This is a genomic window from Psychrobacter sp. UBA3483, assembly GCF_002377905.1.
Lineage (GTDB): Bacteria > Pseudomonadota > Gammaproteobacteria > Pseudomonadales > Moraxellaceae > Psychrobacter.
Window position 1 is genome coordinate 1 of sequence record NZ_DFQS01000024.1, and the last position, 21,683, is coordinate 21,683.

A 21,683-nucleotide genomic window follows, 5' to 3' on the forward strand; every position below is an offset into this window, starting at 1 on the left:
GCATGAAAAATGTCCATTACACCTAAATTGTAAGATTCATTATCAAGTTGATGTCTATGAATTTGATGGCAGGGGTCATTGCACTTCATGTGTTAATCTAAGAAGAAAATTAAACAGTATGGAAACTACTAAAAAGAAACAACTACATCATACGATCGCAAGAAATTTACTTAGGAAAATCTGAAATAAGAAAAAGGCTTCCAATTGCTTGGAAGCCTTTTAATATAATGGTACCCGGAGCCGGACTTGAACCGGCACGCTATTACTAGCGAGGGATTTTAAATCCCTTGTGTCTACCAATTTCACCACCCGGGCAAAACTTGTCTTATCTAAAAGTAAGCTTTCTACTTATTAGATAGTGGTCGCTATTATAAGCATTTCCATTAATAAAGCAAGCTAAAATTAACATCATACTTATATATTTATAGCTAAATAATTGGAGGCTGAGGTCGGAATCGAACCGGCGTTAACGGAGTTGCAGTCCGCTGCATGACCACTCTGCCACCCAGCCAATCAAGGATGCCTATATTAGCAAAAATAATTTAAATTACAAGTCATTTTTTAACGAAACAGCGCTTATTTGCTAAGTTGCCGCTATTTAACCATAAATGAGGCATTATTTAAGCTTCAATAAGGTAAAAGGACAGCAAAAGTGGTGCAAATGAAGTCATCGCCAAACCTAAATTCAGTGATGACTTGTTAAAAATAATTATTCTAGTTTAGCGCTTGCTAGACAATATCTTGATTATTACGTTTTGCTTTTTTGAAATCGCGATAAGTTGCGGTACAGATTAATGTCAGCACCCCAAGGGTAATCGCCGGCCAGACGAGGATATAAAATCCATAGATAAAGACGTTGTCCATGATGTCTCCTTATAGTGTTTATATAAATTTTTTGCTTACTAGACTTCAGTAACAATGGCTAGCCAAGCATTGGTTAACCATCAATGCCTAATAAGATTTTGCCTAAGATTTTGGTAATGCTTGTGCTTGCGGCTGTTTATCGTAGTTGCCCACCCGCTGTTTAATGAGGTCAAAATCAAAATGCTCGTCACCCATAAGGCTAACAATCACGCAGACGATGGTACTGGCACCGTAAGCGGTCAAGGAAGCCAGCAAGACCATATATTGGCGTAAAAAGCCGGTGGCGAAAATGAGCATCAGTAATAGCGTAATAGCGGCGGCGACCATACCGATTTTGCGTCCTAAAAAGCCAAAGACCATGAGTCCAATCACGACAGCAGCGCCAACACTGGCCAAAATCTCAAAGAATAGTGCGGTGAAGCCTTCAATAGGAATCAGCTCAAAGCGTGCGACGCAAAATAATAACAACCCGACGATGACAGCTGAGGTAAAGGCCAGATTGGTCACGCGATTCCAGAATACACTGGCAATCACAGGGAATACAATGGTGCCCCACAATGCGCCAACGAAGACCAACATGACCAATATATCAAGCTTAAAGCTGGCAAAAATCAATCCAGCAGCGGTGGCAATAATCATGGTTGAGCGTCCAACCAGCATCATGGTTTTTGGTTTTACGCGCCCTTTAGCGATATTTTTGCCATAAACGTCCGCCATCATAATCGTTGATAGCGCGGATAAATCTGAGTCAGCGGTTGAGGATAACGAGCCAATGACCAAAATAAAGAACAAGGCAATAAAGACCGGATGCAAATAAGTACTAACCATTTGCGGGATTAAGTTGTTCATATTGCCATCAAGCGGTTCAATACCAATGGTCAAAGCCATCAAACCAATCATACCAAGACCAATGACGATGCCCGCGTAGCCGACCGTTGCAGTGACAAAAGTGGCTTTGATTTTGGTTTTATCAATGGCAAATAATCGCTGGGTAATGGTTTGGTTGCCGATGGCATAAGCCAATACCGCGACAAAATAAGGCGCCCCTTGCTGAAAAAAGGCTTCAGAAGAAAACAGGTTTTGCTGCTCTAAGGTTAAGTTTGATAAGCCACTGACCATGACCGCAGGCCCGCCCATGGCAAATAGCACCGCAGGGATGATGATGACTCCAATCGCCATCAAAGCAACCAATTGAGCAAAATCGGTAAATACTGACGCTCGAAATCCAGAGGTTAACGTATAGCTGAGCACTCCGACACCTGCGATAATGACGCCGGTCTGAAACGATAACGGTGATAATACTGATACCAAAGCACCAGCAGCGGTGAAGTTGACCATCAAGCTAATTAAGCTGCCCATAAGGTTAGATATGGCTAAAATTAATTGGCTTGATGATCCGTGGCGGGCGTGGATAAGTTCACCTAAGGTGTGTCCATTAGGAGCAAGTTCGCGAAAGCGCATGCCAAAAGGGTAGATGAATAAAATCATCAAAGCGCCCCAAAAACCATAATGTAGCGGTCCTGAAACGCCGTATTTATAACCGGAGGTTGCAGCCGCATAAAACGAGGCTGCCCAAATCCAAGTTGCAGTCATACTCGCCGCGCCCATGCCAAAACCGACACCATGACCGGCGACCATAAATCCAGAAGTGGTTTCCTTATCTTTTTTAATCAATAAAGACAGCAGGTAAGTACCGCCATAAAATCCTAATAAAAGTAAAAGAATGGTGATTGATGAAAATTGGAACAATGACTCAGTTTTCAAATTCATACCTCGCAATTGTTTGAAGAATAAAGGTTTGCAATAAAAGTCATGCCACAAACTGTTAGGAATGTAATAGGACGCATTGGTTCTATTCGCTGCTTGTATACAGCGCACAAGCACGCAATGAGGCAAGCCAAACGCTCACGTTAAATGTGATGCCGCTTTTTCATTTAGCACAGCCTGTTAGACAAATATTTGACAAAAAATATAGACTAAAAATTTGTCTTAGAAATAACGGCGGCAACTCTCAATAGGCGTCTGTTAATGGATTGACCATTACGCTGTCAAGTGATGCCTACTCGATAGTAACGAGACGCTAAAAGACGCTTATTGACTAAGCATCTCTAGCAAAAATACGGATAAGCACTGAGCCTAAACTGCTTGAGCGGTGCTAAATAGAGCTGTTTATAGTAGCTGCGTTAAGCAACAGTTAGGATGGATTTTCATCCCTTTATTGCTTGTGAGCGAACATCCGCTGTCGTGATAATAAGTAAATTTTTACGGCAGTTATTGCCAGTATTTACTTCTCATTAATAAATAAAACTACAGCGATGTTAAATTATCGTAACATGTTTGTGCGGTAAGAGTAACCTATTCTGTCTGCTATCTCAAATTTTACCGCAGACTTTTTAGTCAGCCAGCATTAAGATAAACTAATAGGTCGTCATTAAAATGATCCTAATAAGCAGAAGAGGTTAGGAGAAACTATGAAGTTTAAACAAATTTTCTTGTATTAAGGAAAGGTAACGATAAAGGCTAGGGGCTCTTTTACGAACTTACAGGGAGAGTTAAGTTGAAGTAAAAATAAGTAGAAAATAGTTATTGCTTAGCGGTTTAGTGATAGAGTTAAATGGATATAATAAAAGAGTCGCCCCTAACTTGTTGTTTTAAGCGTCTTTATAATTGGTATAATAAGTAACTCGGTCATCGCGTAAAAACCCTGCCAGTCCCAAACCATAGTGTTCAGCGACGCGTACTGCAGTACTGGTCGGTGCCGACATACCAACGAGCCAAGGAATGTGGCTACGAATGGATTTTTGTACCAGCTCAATAGACAATCGCGAGGTCATCACCACGCATGTCAGCTTGGTCTTGTTGCGCAATTGCCAACCGATGAGTTTATCAAGTGCGTTATGACGCCCTACGTCTTCAAATAAATACAAATCCTTGCCTTGCATGGTGGCTGCAGCGTGTACCGCACCAGTGAGTTGATGGGTATGCTGGGCGGCGTTAATTTGCTGATGCATGTGCTGTAAATAATTAAGACTGGGCACGGAGGATTCTGACTGTTTTTGTTGCAAGCCAGATGATAAATAATGACTTAAATCAGGAAGCGCTTGCGAAAGCCCGGTGATACCGCACATACCGCAGCCTGTACGTCCTGCTAGCTGTCGCCTTTGCGCTTGAATACGCTGATGACAGCGCTGATTTAATACCAGCTCTACTACGTATACATCATAGTCTTGCAACTGCGCTGAAAATTGCTCAAATGCCGTCTTTTCGTCAAGCAAGTCATCTGCTAAATCACTGGTGAATCTTCGATAACTGGCAATATCGGTCAGTTGCGTCACCTCCCAATCTAATAACTCATGACTATGATGAATCAATCCTTCGCTATATAAAAAGCCAATGGCAAGAAAATCAAGCTGATAGGGGCTTGCCATCAATATAGCGTAATGGATACCATTAATGACAATCGCAACCGCTGCCTCTACTGCCAGCAGCGCTGATTTGTCATTAACCTCTATTTCTGCATTTTTAGAAGAGACATTTGCTGTAGATAAATAAGCATGTTTTTGCGTTAAATGTAGGCGCGATAAAGGCACAGTCTGCACATCCATTATTGGCGCAGCAGCATGATCAGCATTGGTTTCTAAATCGGCCGCTGAGTCATTTATCCAAGGTTCTACTGCAACTGCGTTATGTTTACTGAGCATTATATTTTAACCATTACCTTTATCAAACCATCTTTATTAAGCGCTGGCGGCTAGTGTGCCCTCATTAACGCGCTGCAGAACAACGGTGACGGATTTATAAGAAGGCGTCCTTGAGTCTGGCGCGTGAGTGTCTAAGTCGATAAGGTCGTTACATTCAGGATAATAGGTCGCCACCGCATTGGCAGCGATATCCATCTCAGTCAGTATTAATGGACCTAAGGTGCGCTGTTCATCTTGGCTGTCTTGACGCGATACCATAACGCTATCGCCTTTTTGCCAACCTAAACGCTTGATTTCATCGGGATGCATAAATAACACGTCGCGGCGGTTGGTCTGGCGATAGCGGTCTTTAAACCCGAAAATCATGGTGTTAAATTGATCATGACTGCGGACACTGGTTAGCTGCCATACTTTTTGCTCAGCGCTTTGGGTGTGATTGTGATCGCTATTGCTTGGATGAATCTCGGGTTCATTATTTTTGCTATGGTCACTTTTAGCATTGTTATTTTTAGCATGGCTATGATAGCTCGATGTGGTTTCTGCCATCTGTGCTGCGACATAAGTAATCGGATATTGTGGGACTTCAAACTGCGCTTTGCCGCTATCGGTATTCCAAACGCGATGACGGGCAGGGTGATATAAATGAAAACCGCGCTCGTTTTCACGAATACGATCGTTAAAATTCTCAAAGCCTTCAATAGCTTGAGCAATATAATTACGGATGATATCGAAGTCGCTGCTCATGGTTTGCCATGGAATAGACGAATCAGTGCCAAGGACGTGGGTTGCCATATCGGCCACAATTTGCGCTTCAGATTTTAAATCATCACTAATCGGCTCAATGCGACCGCGCGTAGCAACAATTTGGCACATAGAGTCTTCAATCGTCGCGAACTGCTCACCTTTCGCCGTTACTAAGCGTTCGGTACGACTGATACAAGGTAAAATAAGGTTGTTTTTACCCGGATATAGCATGGTTTCATTGAGTTTGGTGCCAATAAAAACATTAAGCTCGGTAGTGGTTAAGGCCGTTTGAATCGTACTTTTATCGGGTGCGGCGACGGCATAATTACCGCCCATGCTGATAAAGGCTTTGAGCTTACCTTGCATTAATGCTTTTGCCCCAGCGATGACATCAAGCCCATCTTCTTGCGGCATAGGGCGCTTGAACACGCGCTCAAGGCTATCAAGTAAGCTCTGTTTAGGGCGCTCATGGATACCCATGGTGCGATCGCCCTGCACATTGGAGTGACCACGCACCGGTGAAGCGCCAGCGCCATCGACCCCAATCATACCCATGAGTAGCAGCAAATTGGTAATCATGGCGACGTTATCTTCGCCTTGGACATGTTGGGTAATACCCATGCCCCAGGTGCAAATGGTCGCTGGGCTATCAGCAACAAGTTTGGCAAGTTTAATAATGTCTGCTTTACTAATACCGCAGCCAAGCTCTACGTCTGCCCAAGACTGCTGGCGTAACCAAGTATCGAGCGCCTCATAACCTGATGTGTGCTGCTCAATAAAATCATTATCAATTTTGCCATTTTTGGTCAGCCATTTGGCCAAGCCCGTCAATAAAGCAGTATCACCACCGATTTGAATTTGAATGACTTCATCAACCATTTCATCACTTTGCCCTGCGGCCATATGGGTAGGTTTTTGCGGATTTCTAAACTTGCTTAAACCTTGCTCACGCATCGGATTGATAGAGATAATTTTGCAGCCTTGCTTATGAGCGTGTGCCAGCATCTCAAGCATACGCGGATGATTGGTGGCAGGATTTTGCCCAAACAGCATAATCAGCTTCGCTTGCTCAAAATCTTCCAAAACCACCGTGGCTTTACCGACGCCTAACTGTTTGCCGAGCATCACTGACGTTGGCTCGTGACACATATTTGAGCAATCTGGCAAATTATTGGTGCCAAAACAGCGCACAAACAATTGATACATAAAAGCAGGCTCGTTAGTGACGCGTCCTGAGGTGTAAAATAACGCTTCATCTGGCGAAGCAAGATTTTTTAACGTATCAGCAATACGCTCATAAGCCGCCTGCCACGAAATCGCCACATAGCGGTCTTGCCCCGCATCATAATATAACGGCTCTGATAAGCGCCCGCTGTGCTCAAGCTCGTAGCCTGACCAACCTTGTAGTTCTTTAACGCTATGTTTGGCGAAAAATGCGGCATCGGCGCGCCTACTCATTGTTTCACTAGCAATGACTTTAATACCCGTTTCACAGACATCAAGGCTTTTATGGGTCTTATGATCCGGCCATGCACAGCCCGGACAGTCAAAGCCGCCATTAGGCTGATTACTATGCAAAATACTTATGCTACCACGCAAAAAAGCTTTGTAATCCATTAACTTACGAGTAGAAGCAACCAAAGCTGGCCAACCAGCAGCAGGGTGAGAGTAAATAGGAATTTTACGCATGATAGACCTCATAAGCGAATGGCGATAAGTAAGTAAGACTGTAAGAAAAGTCATTGCCTTAAGCACTACTATATAATGGCTGGCCAAAATTTTTTAGTCGCATTAACCATAGATAACAAAAAACCTCAAAGCAATTCACGCGTTTGAGGTTTGTTTATTAATAAAATGAGCATTAATGTTGTATTGGCTTACTTTCTCACTTAATAACGCGCGTCTTTGGGTTTTTTGCCATTAGGCCAGTCGTTTACTTTACCAGCAAAGTCAGGACGCGGTTGATGGGTAAAAAATTCAGCGACATCGATGGCGTCTTGATCAGTGAGCACGTTGCCATGACCCCATAGACCTTTGGTTTGAATGCCCATCGGCATATTGTATTTCACAAAAGCTGCCGCTTTATAAGTACGCGCCATACCCGCGCCGATATTAAAAGATTCATCGCCCCATAATGGTGGGAAGACTATATCACCGCGGCTGTCTTTCATGCCTTCGCCGTCATCACCATGACAGGTGGCACATTGTACTTGGTATATTTTTTCACCGCGTACAGGGTTACCGACCAAGGATTCATCAACCTTACCCGCGTTTTGGATATCAACCTTTTGCTCTTTTGGCGTATTTTGTGATAGCCATTTCATATAGGCCAACATTGCTAGCATCTCAGGTGATTCAGGTCTTAAGGGTTTGCCATTCATCGAGCGCTGGAAGCAGCCGTTAATGCGTTTGGTCAAATCGACTTCTTTACCCGCACGCGGCATCACGCGTGGGTAAAAGTTATAACTGTTGATATACGGGTCACCAAGCGGGATTTTACCTTGCGAGATATGACAGCTATTACAGTTCATTTGCGCGCCGACGTGCTCGGGCAATAAGCGCTTGGTTTCGTTTAATAAGCGCTTACCATAAAAAATTTCATCAGCGTTTGGCTCATCCAAGATAGACGTATCTTGCGGCAGTACATAAGTGCCGATGTCTTCGTTGGCATCATCAGCGGTGACCAAGCCATATTTAGGGGCATTTTGCTCGATAGGCTCGGGCTGTGAGCAACCACTACTGATAACGGCGATACTAAGTGCTGAAGTAGTCAGGGCAGCGGTGGTTAGTTTGTTCATGGTCATTTTTTCACAGATAACGCTAACAACAGCAGGCAAGTTGAGTGAAGGTTTTTTCATTATTTTGCTCCTTTTGTTTGCGCTTCAATACTTAGGTCTGGGGCGATATCGGTACTGGTTTTTGGTTTTTTGGCAAGAAAAGCGCGCATTTTTACCACATCGTCAACACCGATTTCAGGCGCTTGGTTGGTCCAGCTATTACGGACATAGTTGACCACTTCTGCCACATCCGCATCACTCAGGTTGATAAATTCAGGCATGGTAAAGGCCATGCGGTCGTGCGGCGTTTCGGGCATGCGGCCACCGCTCAAGGTGATTTGGAGTACCGAGTCAGCATTTTTAGCATATACCGCGCTATTGCCATCAAGTGCTGGGAAGATACGCGACACGCCTTTACCATCGGTACGGTGACAAACTTGGCAATACTCGGCGTATAGAATCGAGCCGCGCGAATCATAGTCGCCATCAAGTAGTTTTTGCGTGGTCATGTCTTTTTTCGCCGGCAAGGTTTTTTCTTTATTTGGCGCAGGAGACAGTGTTTTTAGATAAGATGACATGGCGTTGATATCATAGTCTGTCATATATTGCGTGCTGTGCTCGACCACTTCGGCCATGGCGCCAAAAGCAGCCGTGGTGTCAGTGCGACCGGTTTTAAAGAAGTCATTCAATTCTGCGACGGTCCACGTAGCCAAACCGCGATGCTCACCGCGGATACTTTTGGCACGCCAACCATCGATAACCGCACCGCTCAAATATTCTTCTGAGTCTGCATTATTTAAGGCGATTTCTTGGAAGCCGATACCGCGTCCAGTATGACAAGAGCCGCAGTGACCAGGACCTTCAATTAAATACTGTCCACGGGTCAATAGCGCATCATCAGTTTCTGGCACAAAATCACGTTTTGGGTCAAACAGTGCTTGCCAATAAGCCAGCGGCCAGCGCCAATTGGCTATTGGCGGCAACTCACTTTTTAAGTTGGCTTGCTTGACCGGTTTGACGTCAGACATAAAATAGGCGTACATCGCGGCCAAATCTTCATCTGGCATGAGCTGATAAGACGGATAGGGCATGGCAGGATATAGCGCTTTATTATCACGGCGCACGCCATGCTTGACGGCGTTTTTAAAGTCAGTAAAGGTATACTGACCAATACCGGTTTCTTTATCAGGGGTAATGTTGGTTGAATAAATGGCACCTAGCGGCGTCAGCATAGGCAGGCCACCAGCATAAGTTCCACCGTCAAGCGTCGTATGGCAAGCAACACAGTCAGCGGTACGCGCGACGTATTGCCCTTGTTTAATAAGGGCAGGGTCAGTGATATTGACCTCGATGTCACTGCTAGTTGTGCGCATCTTAGGTAGTATTTGCCCAATGATAAACGCCAAAATCAGCCCGACAATGGCTGCCATAATAATGATTGATGGCCACTTTTTCATAAGCCTGCCCTCCATAATATATTTTTACTGAGCTTCTCATTCGTCATAAACATTCTATGAGGACTATTAGATAGTTCTATGAAATATTTAAAAATTAAGCCTAGTAAATGAAAAGTTACAAGATTGTTATCTAGTATAAAGTGGAGGGTAACATTACGATATTGTGGAAAACCACATTATAATTATGGTTTTCATTTATAATGAAGGTTTGATAGCTCAACTGTAAGGCTAGGTGTATGGATAAAAAGTCTAAAGTCTGGGCGAGCTTGAAGGCTTATTTTATTATCGTGGTAGCGTCCTTTACTTGGTTAATGCTAGGCCGCGCCAATGCGCAAACCTACTATTTGGGTGTGCTCGCGCCGCAAGGTGAAACGGTAGCGCAAGAGCGTTGGCAACCGTGGCTTAATCAACTTAATGAGCAGTTGCAAGAGGACACCGTGGTCTTGGTGCCCCTAGCGTTAGAGAATTGGCAGCAAGAAATCGAAGCGCAGCAGTTTGCCCTAGTGCTTGGTCCGCAAGTACAGCTGATTAAAATGAATACCACCCATTGGCGCTGGCTTGCGACCTTACAAGCCGATATAGACCCCACTCAATTGCATGAACCTGCTGATATCAATGGTAAAAACTTTAAGGAAAAAGCTTTTCATGAAAAAGGTTTTACCACCAAAACCGCTGATAAGCAGCTTTCTACAACGGTCAATCTGGCCAATAAATTTAATAAACTGACTCAAGATAGGCAGTTAAAAGAACCCAGCGCCATGGAAGCGGTCGCCAGTGCACTTTGGGTAAAGGCGGACAGCGGTATTTATCAGTTGCAAGATTTACAGCAGCGTAAAATTGCTGCTGTCGATAGTGAGGCTTTCGGCGGTTATCTGCTGGTCGCGCATTTATTACAACAAAACGGCGTACCGTCCAACCGTTATCAGACCCAGTTCTTCGGCTATCCTATTGAGCGTACCTTACATGCATTGGCGAGTGGCAGTGTAGATGCAGCGATTGCGCCGCTTTGCCTCATGGAAGAGATGGCGCAGCAAGGAAAGATTAGTAAAAAACAATACCGACTTATTCACCCTGTGGCGACCGCTTCTAGCTGTCAGTCTTCAACAAAGATATATCCCAATTGGACATTGGCGGCGACCGAGCAAGCGCCAGCTGCCTTGATTCGGCAAATCAATCAAAATTTATTTGGTACAAGTCAATCAGAGCAAGAATCGTTAGGGATAGGACAGCACTGGCTACCACCCGAATCAAGTAGCGATGCAGAACGTATCCTTTATGACATGAACCGCCATCCGGCACAAAAGCAGCTGGGCGCGCATATGGTCGATTGGGTAAAGGCGCATCGATTGTGGATGGCCGTTATGGTTTTAATTGTACTGATATCGACGGTAAATTATGCGTGGATGAGCTGGCTGGCATGGCGACGACGGCAAAAAATCACTCTGCAAAATCAACTGATTCGTGATTATGACCTTCAGCTACGTCAATCAGAACGCTTCGCTGTCATCGGTGAGATGAGTGGTTCAATCGCCCATGAAATCAATCAGCCCCTGGCGACCATTCAAAATTATGCCCAAGGGCTATTAATACGCAATCAGTATAATCAATTGGATAAAAAACAAACACTAGAAAAGGGAAGCATAGAAAAGGCTTTACAACAAATCGTCAATGAGACGGAGCGTGCTGCCGCGGTGATTAAAAATATCAGACATTGGGCAGGGCAGTCACAGGCCAATGAGTTCAATGAGGTTAGTGCCGATATTGCGGCAACTTACGAGCAGTGTATATTATTATTAGGCGATAAAAGCTTAGGCATTACTTTTTGGTTTGTAAGTGACTACCAGTATTTACAACTACCAAAATTATTGTTGGATCAATTACTCATCAATAGTATGCTCAATGCCGAGCAGCAAGGGGCAACGCAGATAATGTTGCGTTGTCAGGCAGAAGATTATAATGGAAAACCCTATCTAGTACTGCATGTAACCGATGATGCAGGCGGTTTTGATAAGGCGCAGTTGCTTGACCATAAACCGTTAGTTGGTAATAAGCAGCTAGTCGACCGACAATCACAACAGCATTTAACCAATTATTACGCCACCAAATCAACCAAAGAAAATGGTTTAGGCTTAGGTCTGATGATATGTCAGCGTTTGTGCAAGTCACTTGGCGGTATGATGCAGCTTAGCAATATCGAAGTGCAGCAGGAGCTTAATACTATACAAGCGCTAGACGGTTATCAGCAGCGCTTAAAGCGGTCATTAAATGGTAAAGTGCGATTGATGAAAACTGAAAACACTTATCCATTAGCAAACAGGGTAGGTGCGCAAGTGGCTTTTTATCTGCCGTTACATTTGGCAGATGATGCGCAGAAATAAGATAATCAACAGAGACAGTAAGAAAAAGCGAAAATGAGCAAGAGAGGGTTATCAACAACCAAGCATTTATAAATTTTACAAATTAACTTAATCATAAGGTTGCGTATGAATGCTCAGCATCATCTCAATAAGCACTTAAAACACTTAGATTCTCAAACAGCTGGTAATGGTTCAGCTGCTATCGTTAGCGAACCTCTACTGGTTTATATCATTGACGATGAAGAAAGCGTGCGTATATCATGTGATTTTTTGATTAGCAGTTTAGGATTACCGACCCAAGTATGGTCAAGTGCGCTGATGTTTTTACAGCAAGTTGATATCTATCGCCCAGCAGTGATAGTTAGTGATTTGATGATGCCAGAAATGAGCGGTCAGGCACTGCAATCGCGTCTCAATGAATATGACAGTCCGATAGCTCTTATTGCATTAACTGGCAAGGGTGAGATTGCTGATGCGGTTAACATGCTCAAACTAGGCGCGGCTGATTATTTAGAGAAACCGATTAATAGTCACCGTTTACAAGAAGCGCTTGCGCGTGCGCAAGCCTTAACAATTAAACGTGCTCAGCTTTATAGTATCAAAAAGCTCTATGCGCAGCTGACTGAGAAAGAAAAACAAGTGGCCAATGAGCTGATGCAAGGCAATCTGAATAAAAATATCGCCGACCATTTAGACATATCGGTACGTACGGTAGAGGTGCATCGCTCACAGGTGATGAAAAAAATGCAAGCGCAGCATGTCAGTGAGTTGATTCAAAAATTGGTCATGCTTGATTCTCAATAACTAAAACAGTTATAAAAAAATGCCTGCTATTAAACAGGCGTTTTATTTTTTAAATTCAAATTATTAAGCTAAATGCGTTAGCTTAATATCAAGCTATCATCTTCGACCTTTTCACCGCGCGTCTGCTCAAACATATCCAGTAAATCATGCACGTTCATGCCTTTACGGATATCACCAGATACATCTAATACTACTTGCCCTTGATGAAGCATCACAGTACGCGTGCCATGGGCTAAGGCCTGCTGCATCGAGTGCGTGACCATCATCGTTGTCAGCTGATTGTCCGTAACGATTTTATCAGTTAACTCTAAAACAAACGCCGCCGTTTTAGGGTCAAGGGCCGCCGTATGCTCATCAAGCAGTAGAATCTTAGACGGCTGCAATGATGCCATCAGCAGACTAACGGCTTGACGTTGACCACCGGATAACAAGCCCATACGGTCGGTAAGACGATTTTCTAGACCCAATTTTAATACTGATAATTTCTCACGAAATAAGTCACGGTTATTTTGATTAAGGGCAAAGTTCAAACCACGTTTGCCGCCGCGCTTATAGGCAAGCGCCATGTTTTCTTCGATGGTTAGCGCCTCACAAGTTCCCGCCATCGGGTCTTGGAAGACACGAGCGACCCAATGAGCGCGTTGGTGCGCGGTTTTTTTGGTGACATCAATACCATTTAACAAGATTGAACCGCTATCGACGCGCGTGGTGCCACTGACGGCATTTAAAAAGGTCGATTTGCCTGCGCCATTGGTACCGATGACGGTGACAAATTCACCATCGGCGATATTTAAATTGATACCGCGTAGGGCAGGGTTTTCAATGGGCGTTCCAGGATTAAAGGTCAACCGCAAATCTGTAGCTTGCATCATAATAATTATTCCTTATGGTTGCACATTGACATTAAGCCCGAACTTTACGACTTAAAAATTTATTTTTAGCTTTTGGTAAGACCAAGGCTAATACCACGAGTAGCGCTGTAATCAAGTTTAAATCTTGTGGACCAAATCCAATACTACGTAATGTACTGCTTGATAGAGCCACCTGAATAAAGAGCTTATAAAGCACCGCACCAACGACCACCGCAAAGGTAATCAGCCAAATTCGCTTGGCAGGAATGATGGTTTCACCGATGATGACTGCTGCCAAACCAATGACAATCGTCCCGATACCGATGGAGATATCAGCGCCACCTTGCGTCTGCACAAATAGTGCGCCTGCTAACGCAATCAAACCGTTAGAAATCGCCATACCAATGATGGTCATCCATGAGGTATTGATACCTTGCGCTTGTGCCATACGTAGGTTTGAGCCAGTTGCCCGCATCGATAAACCCGTCTCAGTACTATAAAACCAGTTTAGAAACAACATGGCCAGTAGCACAACGACACCAATAATCAGGCAGCGCATCCAGTAACCATTGCCATCACTGACCAAGGTGCTAAATACTGTCGTTTCACCTAATAATGGTAAGTTTGGCGCGCCCATAATCCGTAGATTGACAGAGTATAAAGCGACCATCACAAGGATGCTGGCAAGCAGCTGTAAAATGCCCAGTTTAACGTGTAGCCATGCGGTGACGATACCCGCAACTGACCCCGCTAGCATACCAAAGGCACAAGCCAGCCAAGGATTCACACCAGCGATGATAGAAATACCCGCGACAGCGCCGCCCAACGGAAAACTACCGTCAGCGGTCAAATCCGGAAAGTCGAGGGTACGAAATGAGATAAGGACGCCGAGCGCCACTAGGCCATAAATCAGACCACTTTCAAGCGCACCAAAAAAAGCAATTAAAGACATAAGAGATCAGTAAGTCATAACCCAGCGTTTAATAAATTGTGGCGTGATAATTGAGATAGGCGACATATCGCGCTATCAACCAACTTTGATTAAACGACTAAGCGGTGAATTTAACAGATAGGGGTATCTGCAGTTAGGGTCAAGCAAAACTTATAATTACTATTAATAACCCTAAGTCTTGCTTATTTAAAGCCTTGAAAAAACAAGCCCAGCCTACTGACTGATAGCTGGGTTTGTCTGCGCTACCTGTATAGCTATATCAAATTAACCTAGACGATAATTGATAAAAACTACCGTTTAAGCATTAGAGTTAAAAGCGGCAGTTATTCTAACACTACTTTTGCTTTATCGATAACGGCTTGTGGTAGCGTAATGCCTTCGGCTTGCGCATTCTTTGGACTGACGTGTAAATCAAGTGATTGCGGTGTATAAACAGGAATTTCGCCTGGTTTTTCACCGTTTAAGATACGCGTGACAATTTTACCAGTCTCGCGGCCCAAATCGTAATAGTTTACCCCTAAGGCTGCAACGGCACCGCGCTCAACAGAACTGGTATCAGAGGCAATCAATGGAATCTTACTTTCTTTAGCGATTTGGTATAGCGATTCGTACGCTGAAACCACGTTATTATCCGTTGAGGTATAAATCATATCCACTTTACCTTCAAGGCTACGAGCGGCCATCGCAATATCGTTACTACGCTGCGCAGGCGCTTCGTGAACGTTGATGCCAAGTGGGGTCAGATTCTCTTTTAGTGCTTTTAAGACGATGGTTGAGTTCACTTCGCCTGGGCTATAAACATAACCGACGTTCTTTAAGCTTGGGATAATTTGACGCATTAAATCGATTTGCGGCGCATAAGGAAGCGCATCAGAGGCGCCGGTAACGTTGGTGCCAGAGCCATCAAGCTTGGGCACCAGTTTGGCTGCTACAGGGTCGGTGACCGCTGAGAAGACCATAGGAATACTGCTGGTAGAGGCCGCCACAGACTGAGCCGATGGCGTGGCAATCGCTACGATAACGTCTGGTGCATCAGCGACGAATTGCTTGGCAATCTGACCGGCAGTGGCGGTATTACCTTGGGCGCTTTGAAAATTGATGGTTAAATTTTCGCCTTCTTTAAAGCCGGCGTCATTTAACTCGTCGATAACGCCTTTACGCACGTCATCGAGTGCTGGATGTTCAACGATGGCGGTAATAGCGACCGTTTTCATGGCAGCTTTGCTATCGCCGCCCGTTGCAGCGCCGTCAGTGGTGTTGGCATCTTGTGCGGGCTGATTACAGCCGGTCAAGATAGCGGTGCAAACACCGCCCCATAATAAAGCTTTGGCAAAACGATTTTGATACAACATGGGTCTGACTCCTGAAAATAATAATGTGTCCGTACATTATATAAAAGATAAAAAAGGGGTAGCGCTGCCAGCCGTTATCCTAGCTGATGGTATAATCCGTTGTATAGCTGTTTGTTAAGTATTGTCCGTTTATTCTTTACTATTGAATCGCAACTATTATTTGTTAGTGGCTATTTACTGGCCTTTTGTGCTTCTTTATCGATATTGATGGCGTTTTTAAGTAAGTCTGCCGATAGGCTGGTACCTTGTTCAGCGGCGTGTTTCGGGCTGACGTATAGCGTTAAGGTATTCATCACTTGCGGTGTGATATCTTTGGTTGCTTCACCGTTTAATACCCGATAAACCATTTTGCCCGTGGTACGGCCAAAGTCATAATCATTGACCCCAAGCGCCGCCGTCGCACCACGTCTGACGCTAAATTCATCTGAGGCAACAACTGGGATATCAAGCTCATTAGCCGCATTTGCCATCGCCTCAAAAGCCGAGACCACGTTGTTATCCAATGAGGTATAAATAACCTCTACCTTGCCTGCCAGACTACGAGTCGCCATCGCAACGTCGGTAGGGCGATTGGCAGTGACGCCCAATATCTTAAGCCCACGTGCCGGTGCTGCTTTTTCCAATTGTTTAAGGACCACGACAGAATTGGCTTCACCTGGGCTATAAACATACCCAATGGTTTTTACATTTGGGACAATTTTTTGAATATTGTCTAATTGTGGCTCAATGGGCAATTCGCTCGACAGACCAGTCACGTTGGTTTGGATAGGCACATCATTTTCGTCAATCAGCTTGGCTGCCACAGGGTCTGAGATGGCGGTATAAATAACGGGAACGGTTTTGGTCGAGGCCACCACTGATTGCGCAGAAGGTGTTGAGATGGCGACGATGGCATCTGGATTGTCACCAGCGAACTGCTTGGCAATTTGCCCAGCCGTTGCGGTATTACCTTGCGCACTTTGGAAATTAACGGTTAGGTTTTGACCTTCTATGTAGCCGTTATCCGCCAGCTCATCAATAATGCCGCGGCGCATCTCATCTAAAGAAAGATGCTCGACAATCTGGGTGATGGCCAAGGTTTTGGCAGGATTATCGTTAGTTGCGCTATCATCAGCGCTGGCAGCAGGGTCGGTCGCATTATTAGAGCAGGCGGTTAATCCAAGCGCCGCGCTAATAGCAGCGCCGCACAGGCTAAGGCGTAAAGTAGTGGCAAAGGTCATTTTATTTTGGCTCATAGGTTAAAGAGTGCAGGTTACCCGAGTCAATGTTATGTGCATGCTGAGATAACGGGCGAACATAAAGGTAATCAATCCCTTGATCATTACGTCCATATTATGACAGCAATGTAACTTATGGCAATAAGAAAATAAAACGTATTTGTCATTGATTTTATAAAGGTAAATACGGGCAGATTTTTGTTGATATTTTTACTGATTAACTATTCTTTTTATATTTGATCACCAATGAATTTTAGGCAAAAAAAAGATGCCACGAAAGCATCTTTTTTATTATCTCATTGACTTATTAATCAAAAACACGCCATAGACTACGTAGTAGCCAACCAATCAGATAAAAAGGAATCTCTACTATATCAATAAAGTTTAACCAATCCCACATACTCGAAGGCTCTGAACGACGGTTGTTTCGTGACTGTTTAACATCTGTAGTAATGATAAATAATAATACGCTGATGACAGCACTAGCAATGGCTATAAATAGCGCGGTAATATTTTTGGTAAAATGCCAATAGACCAACAAGCCTATAGTTAAATAAAGGAGAATATTTGCTAATAGTCTCAGCAGTATCACTATTATTCTCCTATACTTATTGTATTATTCATCAAGACATGTGAGTTAAGCCAACAAATCACCAATGACGCAGTTATCCGGTAATGTCACTACCGTTAACTGAGTTTTTGGATTGCCTGTTGATAGCACCATGCCTTCTGAGATGCCAAATTTCATCTTACGCGGCGCAAGATTGGTGACGCAAATCACTTTTTTATCGAATAATTGCTCAGGCTCATAAAACTTACGAATCCCGCTAAAGACATTACGTGGTTTGTCTTCGCCAACGTCCAAGGTAAATTGTAAAAGCTTGTCCGCGCCTTCAACATAATTACAGGCTAAAACGTGCGCAACTTTCATCTCAACTTTGGCAAAGTCTTCAATACCAATATAGTCAGCTTGTTCAGCATTTGTATCAGTATCAGCCTTTTCTGCTGGCTGAGTGTTTACTGCCGCTGTTTTATTATCTGAATTATTATCGCTGCTAGTAGTAGGAGCGTCTGCTTGCGCTAACGAGGCCTTTGAATCTTCAACCATTGCCGCAACGTCTTTTTCTTCGATACGTTGCATCAAAGGTTTAAATTTATTGATTTTATGACCAAGTAGCCATTGATTTCGGCTAGCAAAGCTTAAATCATCAATATTTAAGAACGCTTTAGCATTGGCTGTCAGCTCAGGCAATACTGGTGCCAAATAAACCATCAATTGGCGGAAGATATTAATCGCCACCGAGCAGACGTCTTGCACTTCTTGCTCAGTTCCCTCGATCTTCGCAAGTGACCAAGGTTTTTTCTCGTCGATATATTCATTGGCTTTATCAGCACATTGCATGATTAGGCGCATCGCACGCGAGAATTCACGATTCTCGTAAGCGGCGGCAATTTCATCGCCGGTCTTAGTAATATCTTCTAATAATTCAGACTCTACGCAATTGTCTGACAGCATACCGTCGTATTTCTTCACGATAAAACCGGCGCTGCGACTGGCGATATTGACCACTTTACCCACCAAGTCAGAGTTGACCTTTTGCATAAAGTCTTCTAAATCAAGGTTAATATCCTCAACCTTGTCAGACAGTTTACTGGCGAAATAATAACGCAAATATTCAGGATGCAAATGCTCCGCGTAAGTTTCGGCCTTGATAAAGGTGCCGCGTGACTTACTCATTTTTTCGCCATTGACCATCAAGAAACCGTGGGCAAAAACACCGGTTGGGGTACGGAACTTGCTACCGGCTAGCATTGCTGGCCAAAATAGCGCATGGAAATACACGATGTCTTTACCGATGAAATGATAAACCTCGGTTTTGTGCTCGTTTTCTTGCATCCAATAACGGTCGAAATCAAGCGCTTGCTCTGTACCTTCGCGCTTATCACATAGGTTTTTAAAGCTTGCCATGTAACCGACTGGCGCATCTAGCCAGACATAAAAGTATTTTTCTGGCTCATCGCTTGGTGTGTCTGGAATTTGAAAACCAAAATACGGCGCATCACGCGAGATATCCCAACTGGTCAGGCCCGCGTCAAACCATTCTTGCAGTTTATTGGCGACGGAGACTTGCAAGCGATTTTCGCTACGCGTCCAATCTTTTAAGAACTGCTCAAACTCTGGTAAGTCAAAGAAATAATGCTTTGAGGTTTTAAGCACAGGCGTCGCATTGGATAGCGTTGAATGCGGATTGATAAGGTCGGTCGCATCATAAGTGGTACCGCATACCTCACAGTTATCGCCATATTGATCCAGCGCGCCGCATTCAGGGCACTCTCCTTTGACAAAACGATCGGCTAAAAACAGCTGCTTTTCAGGGTCAAAGAGCTGTTTAACGTCCTTTGTGCTGATATGTCCGGCGCTATTAAGGCGACGATAAATAAGCTCAGAGAAATGCTTGTTTTCTTCTGAATGGGTGCTGTGATAATTATCAAAGTCAATTAAAAATTTGGCAAAATCGGCTTCATGTGAGGCTTTTACTGAGGCGATTTGCTCTTCTGGGCTCACGCCATTGGCTTCTGCTTTGAGCATAATCGCAGTGCCATGAGCATCATCAGCGCAGACATAAGTGACCTGATGGCCCTGTGCTTTCATCGCACGTACCCAAATGTCGGTCTGAATATATTCTACAAGATGCCCCAAATGGATATAGCCATTGGCGTAGGGCAGCGCACTGGTTACTAAAATCTCACGCACTTTTATCACCTATATTTTTATATAAACGGGTTGGTTATCAAATGTCTTGAACACTTTATGAGGAGTCAGCACCGTATTATCAATGTTAAATTACCAACACTGAAAACGTCTAAAACTGATGAAAACTCTAAAAAAGAGAAAAATTAAAAAAGTGCGCCTATGATACCGTAATTCGGCTGATTTTGTGATATTACCTTGGTAATTAAATCGATGCTAAGACGGTGATTAACTATATTTAGCATTTATATTGTTAATTGTTTGATAGGGGAAATTAGCTTTATTTAAAGTGAGCTATGCTAAAGCTGACATAAAAAACCCACCAAGCCATTTGCTAAGTGGGTTTAATGAATAAGCAGATTTGTTAAAAAGGTAGATTTCTGTGGTATTTAAAGTCCATTTTTACATTTTAGCTACTTTTTAGAACGAGCTAAATATTCTCTTAAAATGAGCCAAACATCGTTCCTAAAACGATAATAGCAACCACCGCAATCAGTGGGATTACTATAGTGACCATAGCAACGTTTAGATAGGATTTCTTATGCGTCAAACCACAAATCGCCAGTAAGGTAATGACCGCACCACTATGTGGCAAGGTATCCAAACCACCTGCTGCCATTACAGCGACTCGGTGCATAAGCTCTGGGTCGATACCAGCGGCGACAGCCATTCTTAAATAGTCTTCACCCAGCGTCGATAGTGCAATACTCAAACCTCCAGAAGAGGAACCTGTAATACCAGCGAGTGTGGTCATCGCGACCGCTTCTGAGATAAGTGGGTTGCCAGGGGTTAGATTTAAGATACTGTCACGAATAAGAAGAAAACCTGCTAATGAGGCAATAACCGCTCCATAACCAACTTCTGATGCCGTGTTAAAAATTGGCAACATCGAATCATAAGTACCGCGGTTAATGGTTTTTTGTAGATTGTTCCAATGACCAATACGCAGCACAATGAGCACAGTACAAGCTACGACCAATGAGATGATAATTGACCATAGACCAAGTGAACCTGCAATATTTAAGTCCGGAAACTGGGTTTGCAAACCACTAAAGTCCATCGATGGAAAAATAAAATAAGTTAGTAGGGCGTTTAGGCCGATGACCAGCACCAGCGGAATCATAGCCACAGTAAACGAAGTGTGATGTGTGCTTACCAAGTTGGTTTCTGCTGGTGCGCTACCAACATCGCCTACATCACTTTCATCATGCTGGCCATAGCCTTCACCTGCTGCAATGGCTTTTCTGGCCCGTGATTGTAACCACAACCAGCCACAGAAGAACATGATAAGACCGCCGATAATACCTAAAATAGGAGCGGCAAAAACGTTGGTATTATAGTAAGGGATAGGAATCGCATTTTGAATGGCTGGCGTGCCCGGCAACGCTGTCATGGTAAAGGTAAATGAACCTAACGCAATAGCAGCTGGAATCAAGCGTTTAGGAATATCAGCGGCTTTAAACAAGTCTTTGGCAATTGGGTAGATAGCAAATGCCACCACAAATAAAGACACACCGCCATAAGTTAAAATGGCACAAACTAATATAACTGCCAAAATAGCTTTGCTGGCACCGAGCTTTTCGACCACGGTATTGGCAATGGCTGTCGCTGCGCCAGAGTCTGCCATCAAACGTCCAAATAGCGCGCCTAGTAAGAATATAGGGAAAAATTTCAGCAAAAATCCACTTAATGCACCCATAAATACATCGGTATAGGCGGGAATGCTGCTTAAGAAATCACCTGAAAGTAATACAGCCAACATCGCCATAATCGGTGCCAAAATCAGCACGGAATAGCTGCGGTAAGCAAAGAACATCAATAATAATAAAGTAATACCAAACCCAAAATATATAGT

15 protein-coding genes and 2 tRNA genes are annotated in these 21,683 nt (G+C 43.8%); 2 read left to right on the top strand and 15 right to left on the bottom strand.

Annotation, left to right across the window (positions count from 1 at the left end; all coding sequences use genetic code 11):
• Positions 1 to 228: 228 nt before the first annotated feature.
• The 8 genes from B2866_RS04470 to B2866_RS04505 form a co-directional block, all read right to left on the bottom strand.
• Positions 229 to 315: transfer RNA gene (locus tag B2866_RS04470), tRNA-Leu, on the bottom strand.
• A gap of 122 nt (positions 316 to 437) precedes the next feature.
• Positions 438 to 511: transfer RNA gene (locus B2866_RS04475), tRNA-Cys, on the bottom strand.
• A 218-nt stretch (positions 512 to 729) separates the two neighbouring features.
• The gene (locus B2866_RS04480; protein WP_223808464.1) at positions 730 to 864 is read right to left on the bottom strand and encodes a putative transporter small subunit; all 135 of its coding nucleotides are present in this window, start codon (positions 862 to 864) and stop codon (positions 730 to 732) included.
• A gap of 102 nt (positions 865 to 966) precedes the next feature.
• Positions 967 to 2,613: a sodium:solute symporter family protein gene (locus B2866_RS04485; RefSeq protein ID WP_313474764.1), complete on the bottom strand. Its 1,647-nt coding sequence runs from the start codon at positions 2,611 to 2,613 to the stop codon at positions 967 to 969.
• 902 nt (positions 2,614 to 3,515) lie between these two features.
• A complete protein-coding gene (fdhD, locus tag B2866_RS04490; RefSeq protein WP_409520885.1) occupies positions 3,516 to 4,469 on the bottom strand; it encodes a formate dehydrogenase accessory sulfurtransferase FdhD in 954 nt (317 codons plus the stop codon).
• 132 nt (positions 4,470 to 4,601) lie between these two features.
• Positions 4,602 to 6,998, bottom strand: a complete 2,397-nt coding sequence (locus tag B2866_RS04495) for an FdhF/YdeP family oxidoreductase (protein WP_296191067.1) — start codon at positions 6,996 to 6,998, stop codon at positions 4,602 to 4,604.
• 200 nt (positions 6,999 to 7,198) lie between these two features.
• Positions 7,199 to 8,167: a c-type cytochrome gene (locus B2866_RS04500; RefSeq protein ID WP_296191069.1), complete on the bottom strand. Its 969-nt coding sequence runs from the start codon at positions 8,165 to 8,167 to the stop codon at positions 7,199 to 7,201.
• Entirely contained in the window at positions 8,167 to 9,543 is a 1,377-nt protein-coding gene (locus tag B2866_RS04505; protein WP_296191071.1) for a cytochrome c, read from the bottom strand. Before B2866_RS04505 ends, B2866_RS04500 begins: the two co-directional genes overlap by 1 nt.
• A 236-nt stretch (positions 9,544 to 9,779) precedes the next feature.
• On the opposite strand from B2866_RS04505, the gene B2866_RS04510 reads away from it, so the two are divergent.
• A complete protein-coding gene (locus tag B2866_RS04510) occupies positions 9,780 to 11,921 on the top strand; it encodes a PhnD/SsuA/transferrin family substrate-binding protein (RefSeq protein WP_296191072.1) in 2,142 nt (713 codons plus the stop codon).
• 105 nt (positions 11,922 to 12,026) lie between these two features.
• Positions 12,027 to 12,704 (top strand): response regulator transcription factor, encoded by a 678-nt coding sequence (locus B2866_RS04515; protein ID WP_296191074.1) that lies wholly within the window; start codon positions 12,027 to 12,029, stop codon positions 12,702 to 12,704.
• A 77-nt stretch (positions 12,705 to 12,781) separates the two neighbouring features.
• Here the strand turns inward: B2866_RS04515 and B2866_RS04520 are convergent, their stop codons facing one another.
• The 7 genes from B2866_RS04520 to B2866_RS04550 all read right to left on the bottom strand — a co-directional run bounded on the left by B2866_RS04520 (position 12,782) and on the right by B2866_RS04550 (position 21,680).
• Complete coding sequence (locus B2866_RS04520) at positions 12,782 to 13,576, bottom strand: ABC transporter ATP-binding protein (protein WP_144296483.1); 795 nt, start codon at positions 13,574 to 13,576, stop codon at positions 12,782 to 12,784.
• A gap of 31 nt (positions 13,577 to 13,607) precedes the next feature.
• The gene (locus B2866_RS04525) at positions 13,608 to 14,507 is read right to left on the bottom strand and encodes an ABC transporter permease (protein ID WP_068404436.1); all 900 of its coding nucleotides are present in this window, start codon (positions 14,505 to 14,507) and stop codon (positions 13,608 to 13,610) included.
• A 323-nt stretch (positions 14,508 to 14,830) separates the two neighbouring features.
• A complete protein-coding gene (locus tag B2866_RS04530; protein WP_296191076.1) occupies positions 14,831 to 15,859 on the bottom strand; it encodes an ABC transporter substrate-binding protein in 1,029 nt (342 codons plus the stop codon).
• Positions 15,860 to 16,029: 170 nt separating this feature from the next.
• Complete coding sequence (locus tag B2866_RS04535) at positions 16,030 to 17,079, bottom strand: ABC transporter substrate-binding protein (protein ID WP_296191083.1); 1,050 nt, start codon at positions 17,077 to 17,079, stop codon at positions 16,030 to 16,032.
• A gap of 304 nt (positions 17,080 to 17,383) precedes the next feature.
• Entirely contained in the window at positions 17,384 to 17,668 is a 285-nt protein-coding gene (locus B2866_RS04540; protein WP_296191078.1) for a hypothetical protein, read from the bottom strand.
• 45 nt (positions 17,669 to 17,713) lie between these two features.
• Positions 17,714 to 19,831, bottom strand: a complete 2,118-nt coding sequence (metG, locus tag B2866_RS04545) for a methionine--tRNA ligase (protein WP_296191080.1) — start codon at positions 19,829 to 19,831, stop codon at positions 17,714 to 17,716.
• 439 nt (positions 19,832 to 20,270) lie between these two features.
• On the bottom strand, positions 20,271 to 21,680 hold the full coding sequence (locus B2866_RS04550) for a GntP family permease (protein ID WP_296191084.1): 1,410 nt from the start codon (positions 21,678 to 21,680) through the stop codon (positions 20,271 to 20,273).
• Positions 21,681 to 21,683: the final 3 nt, after the last annotated feature.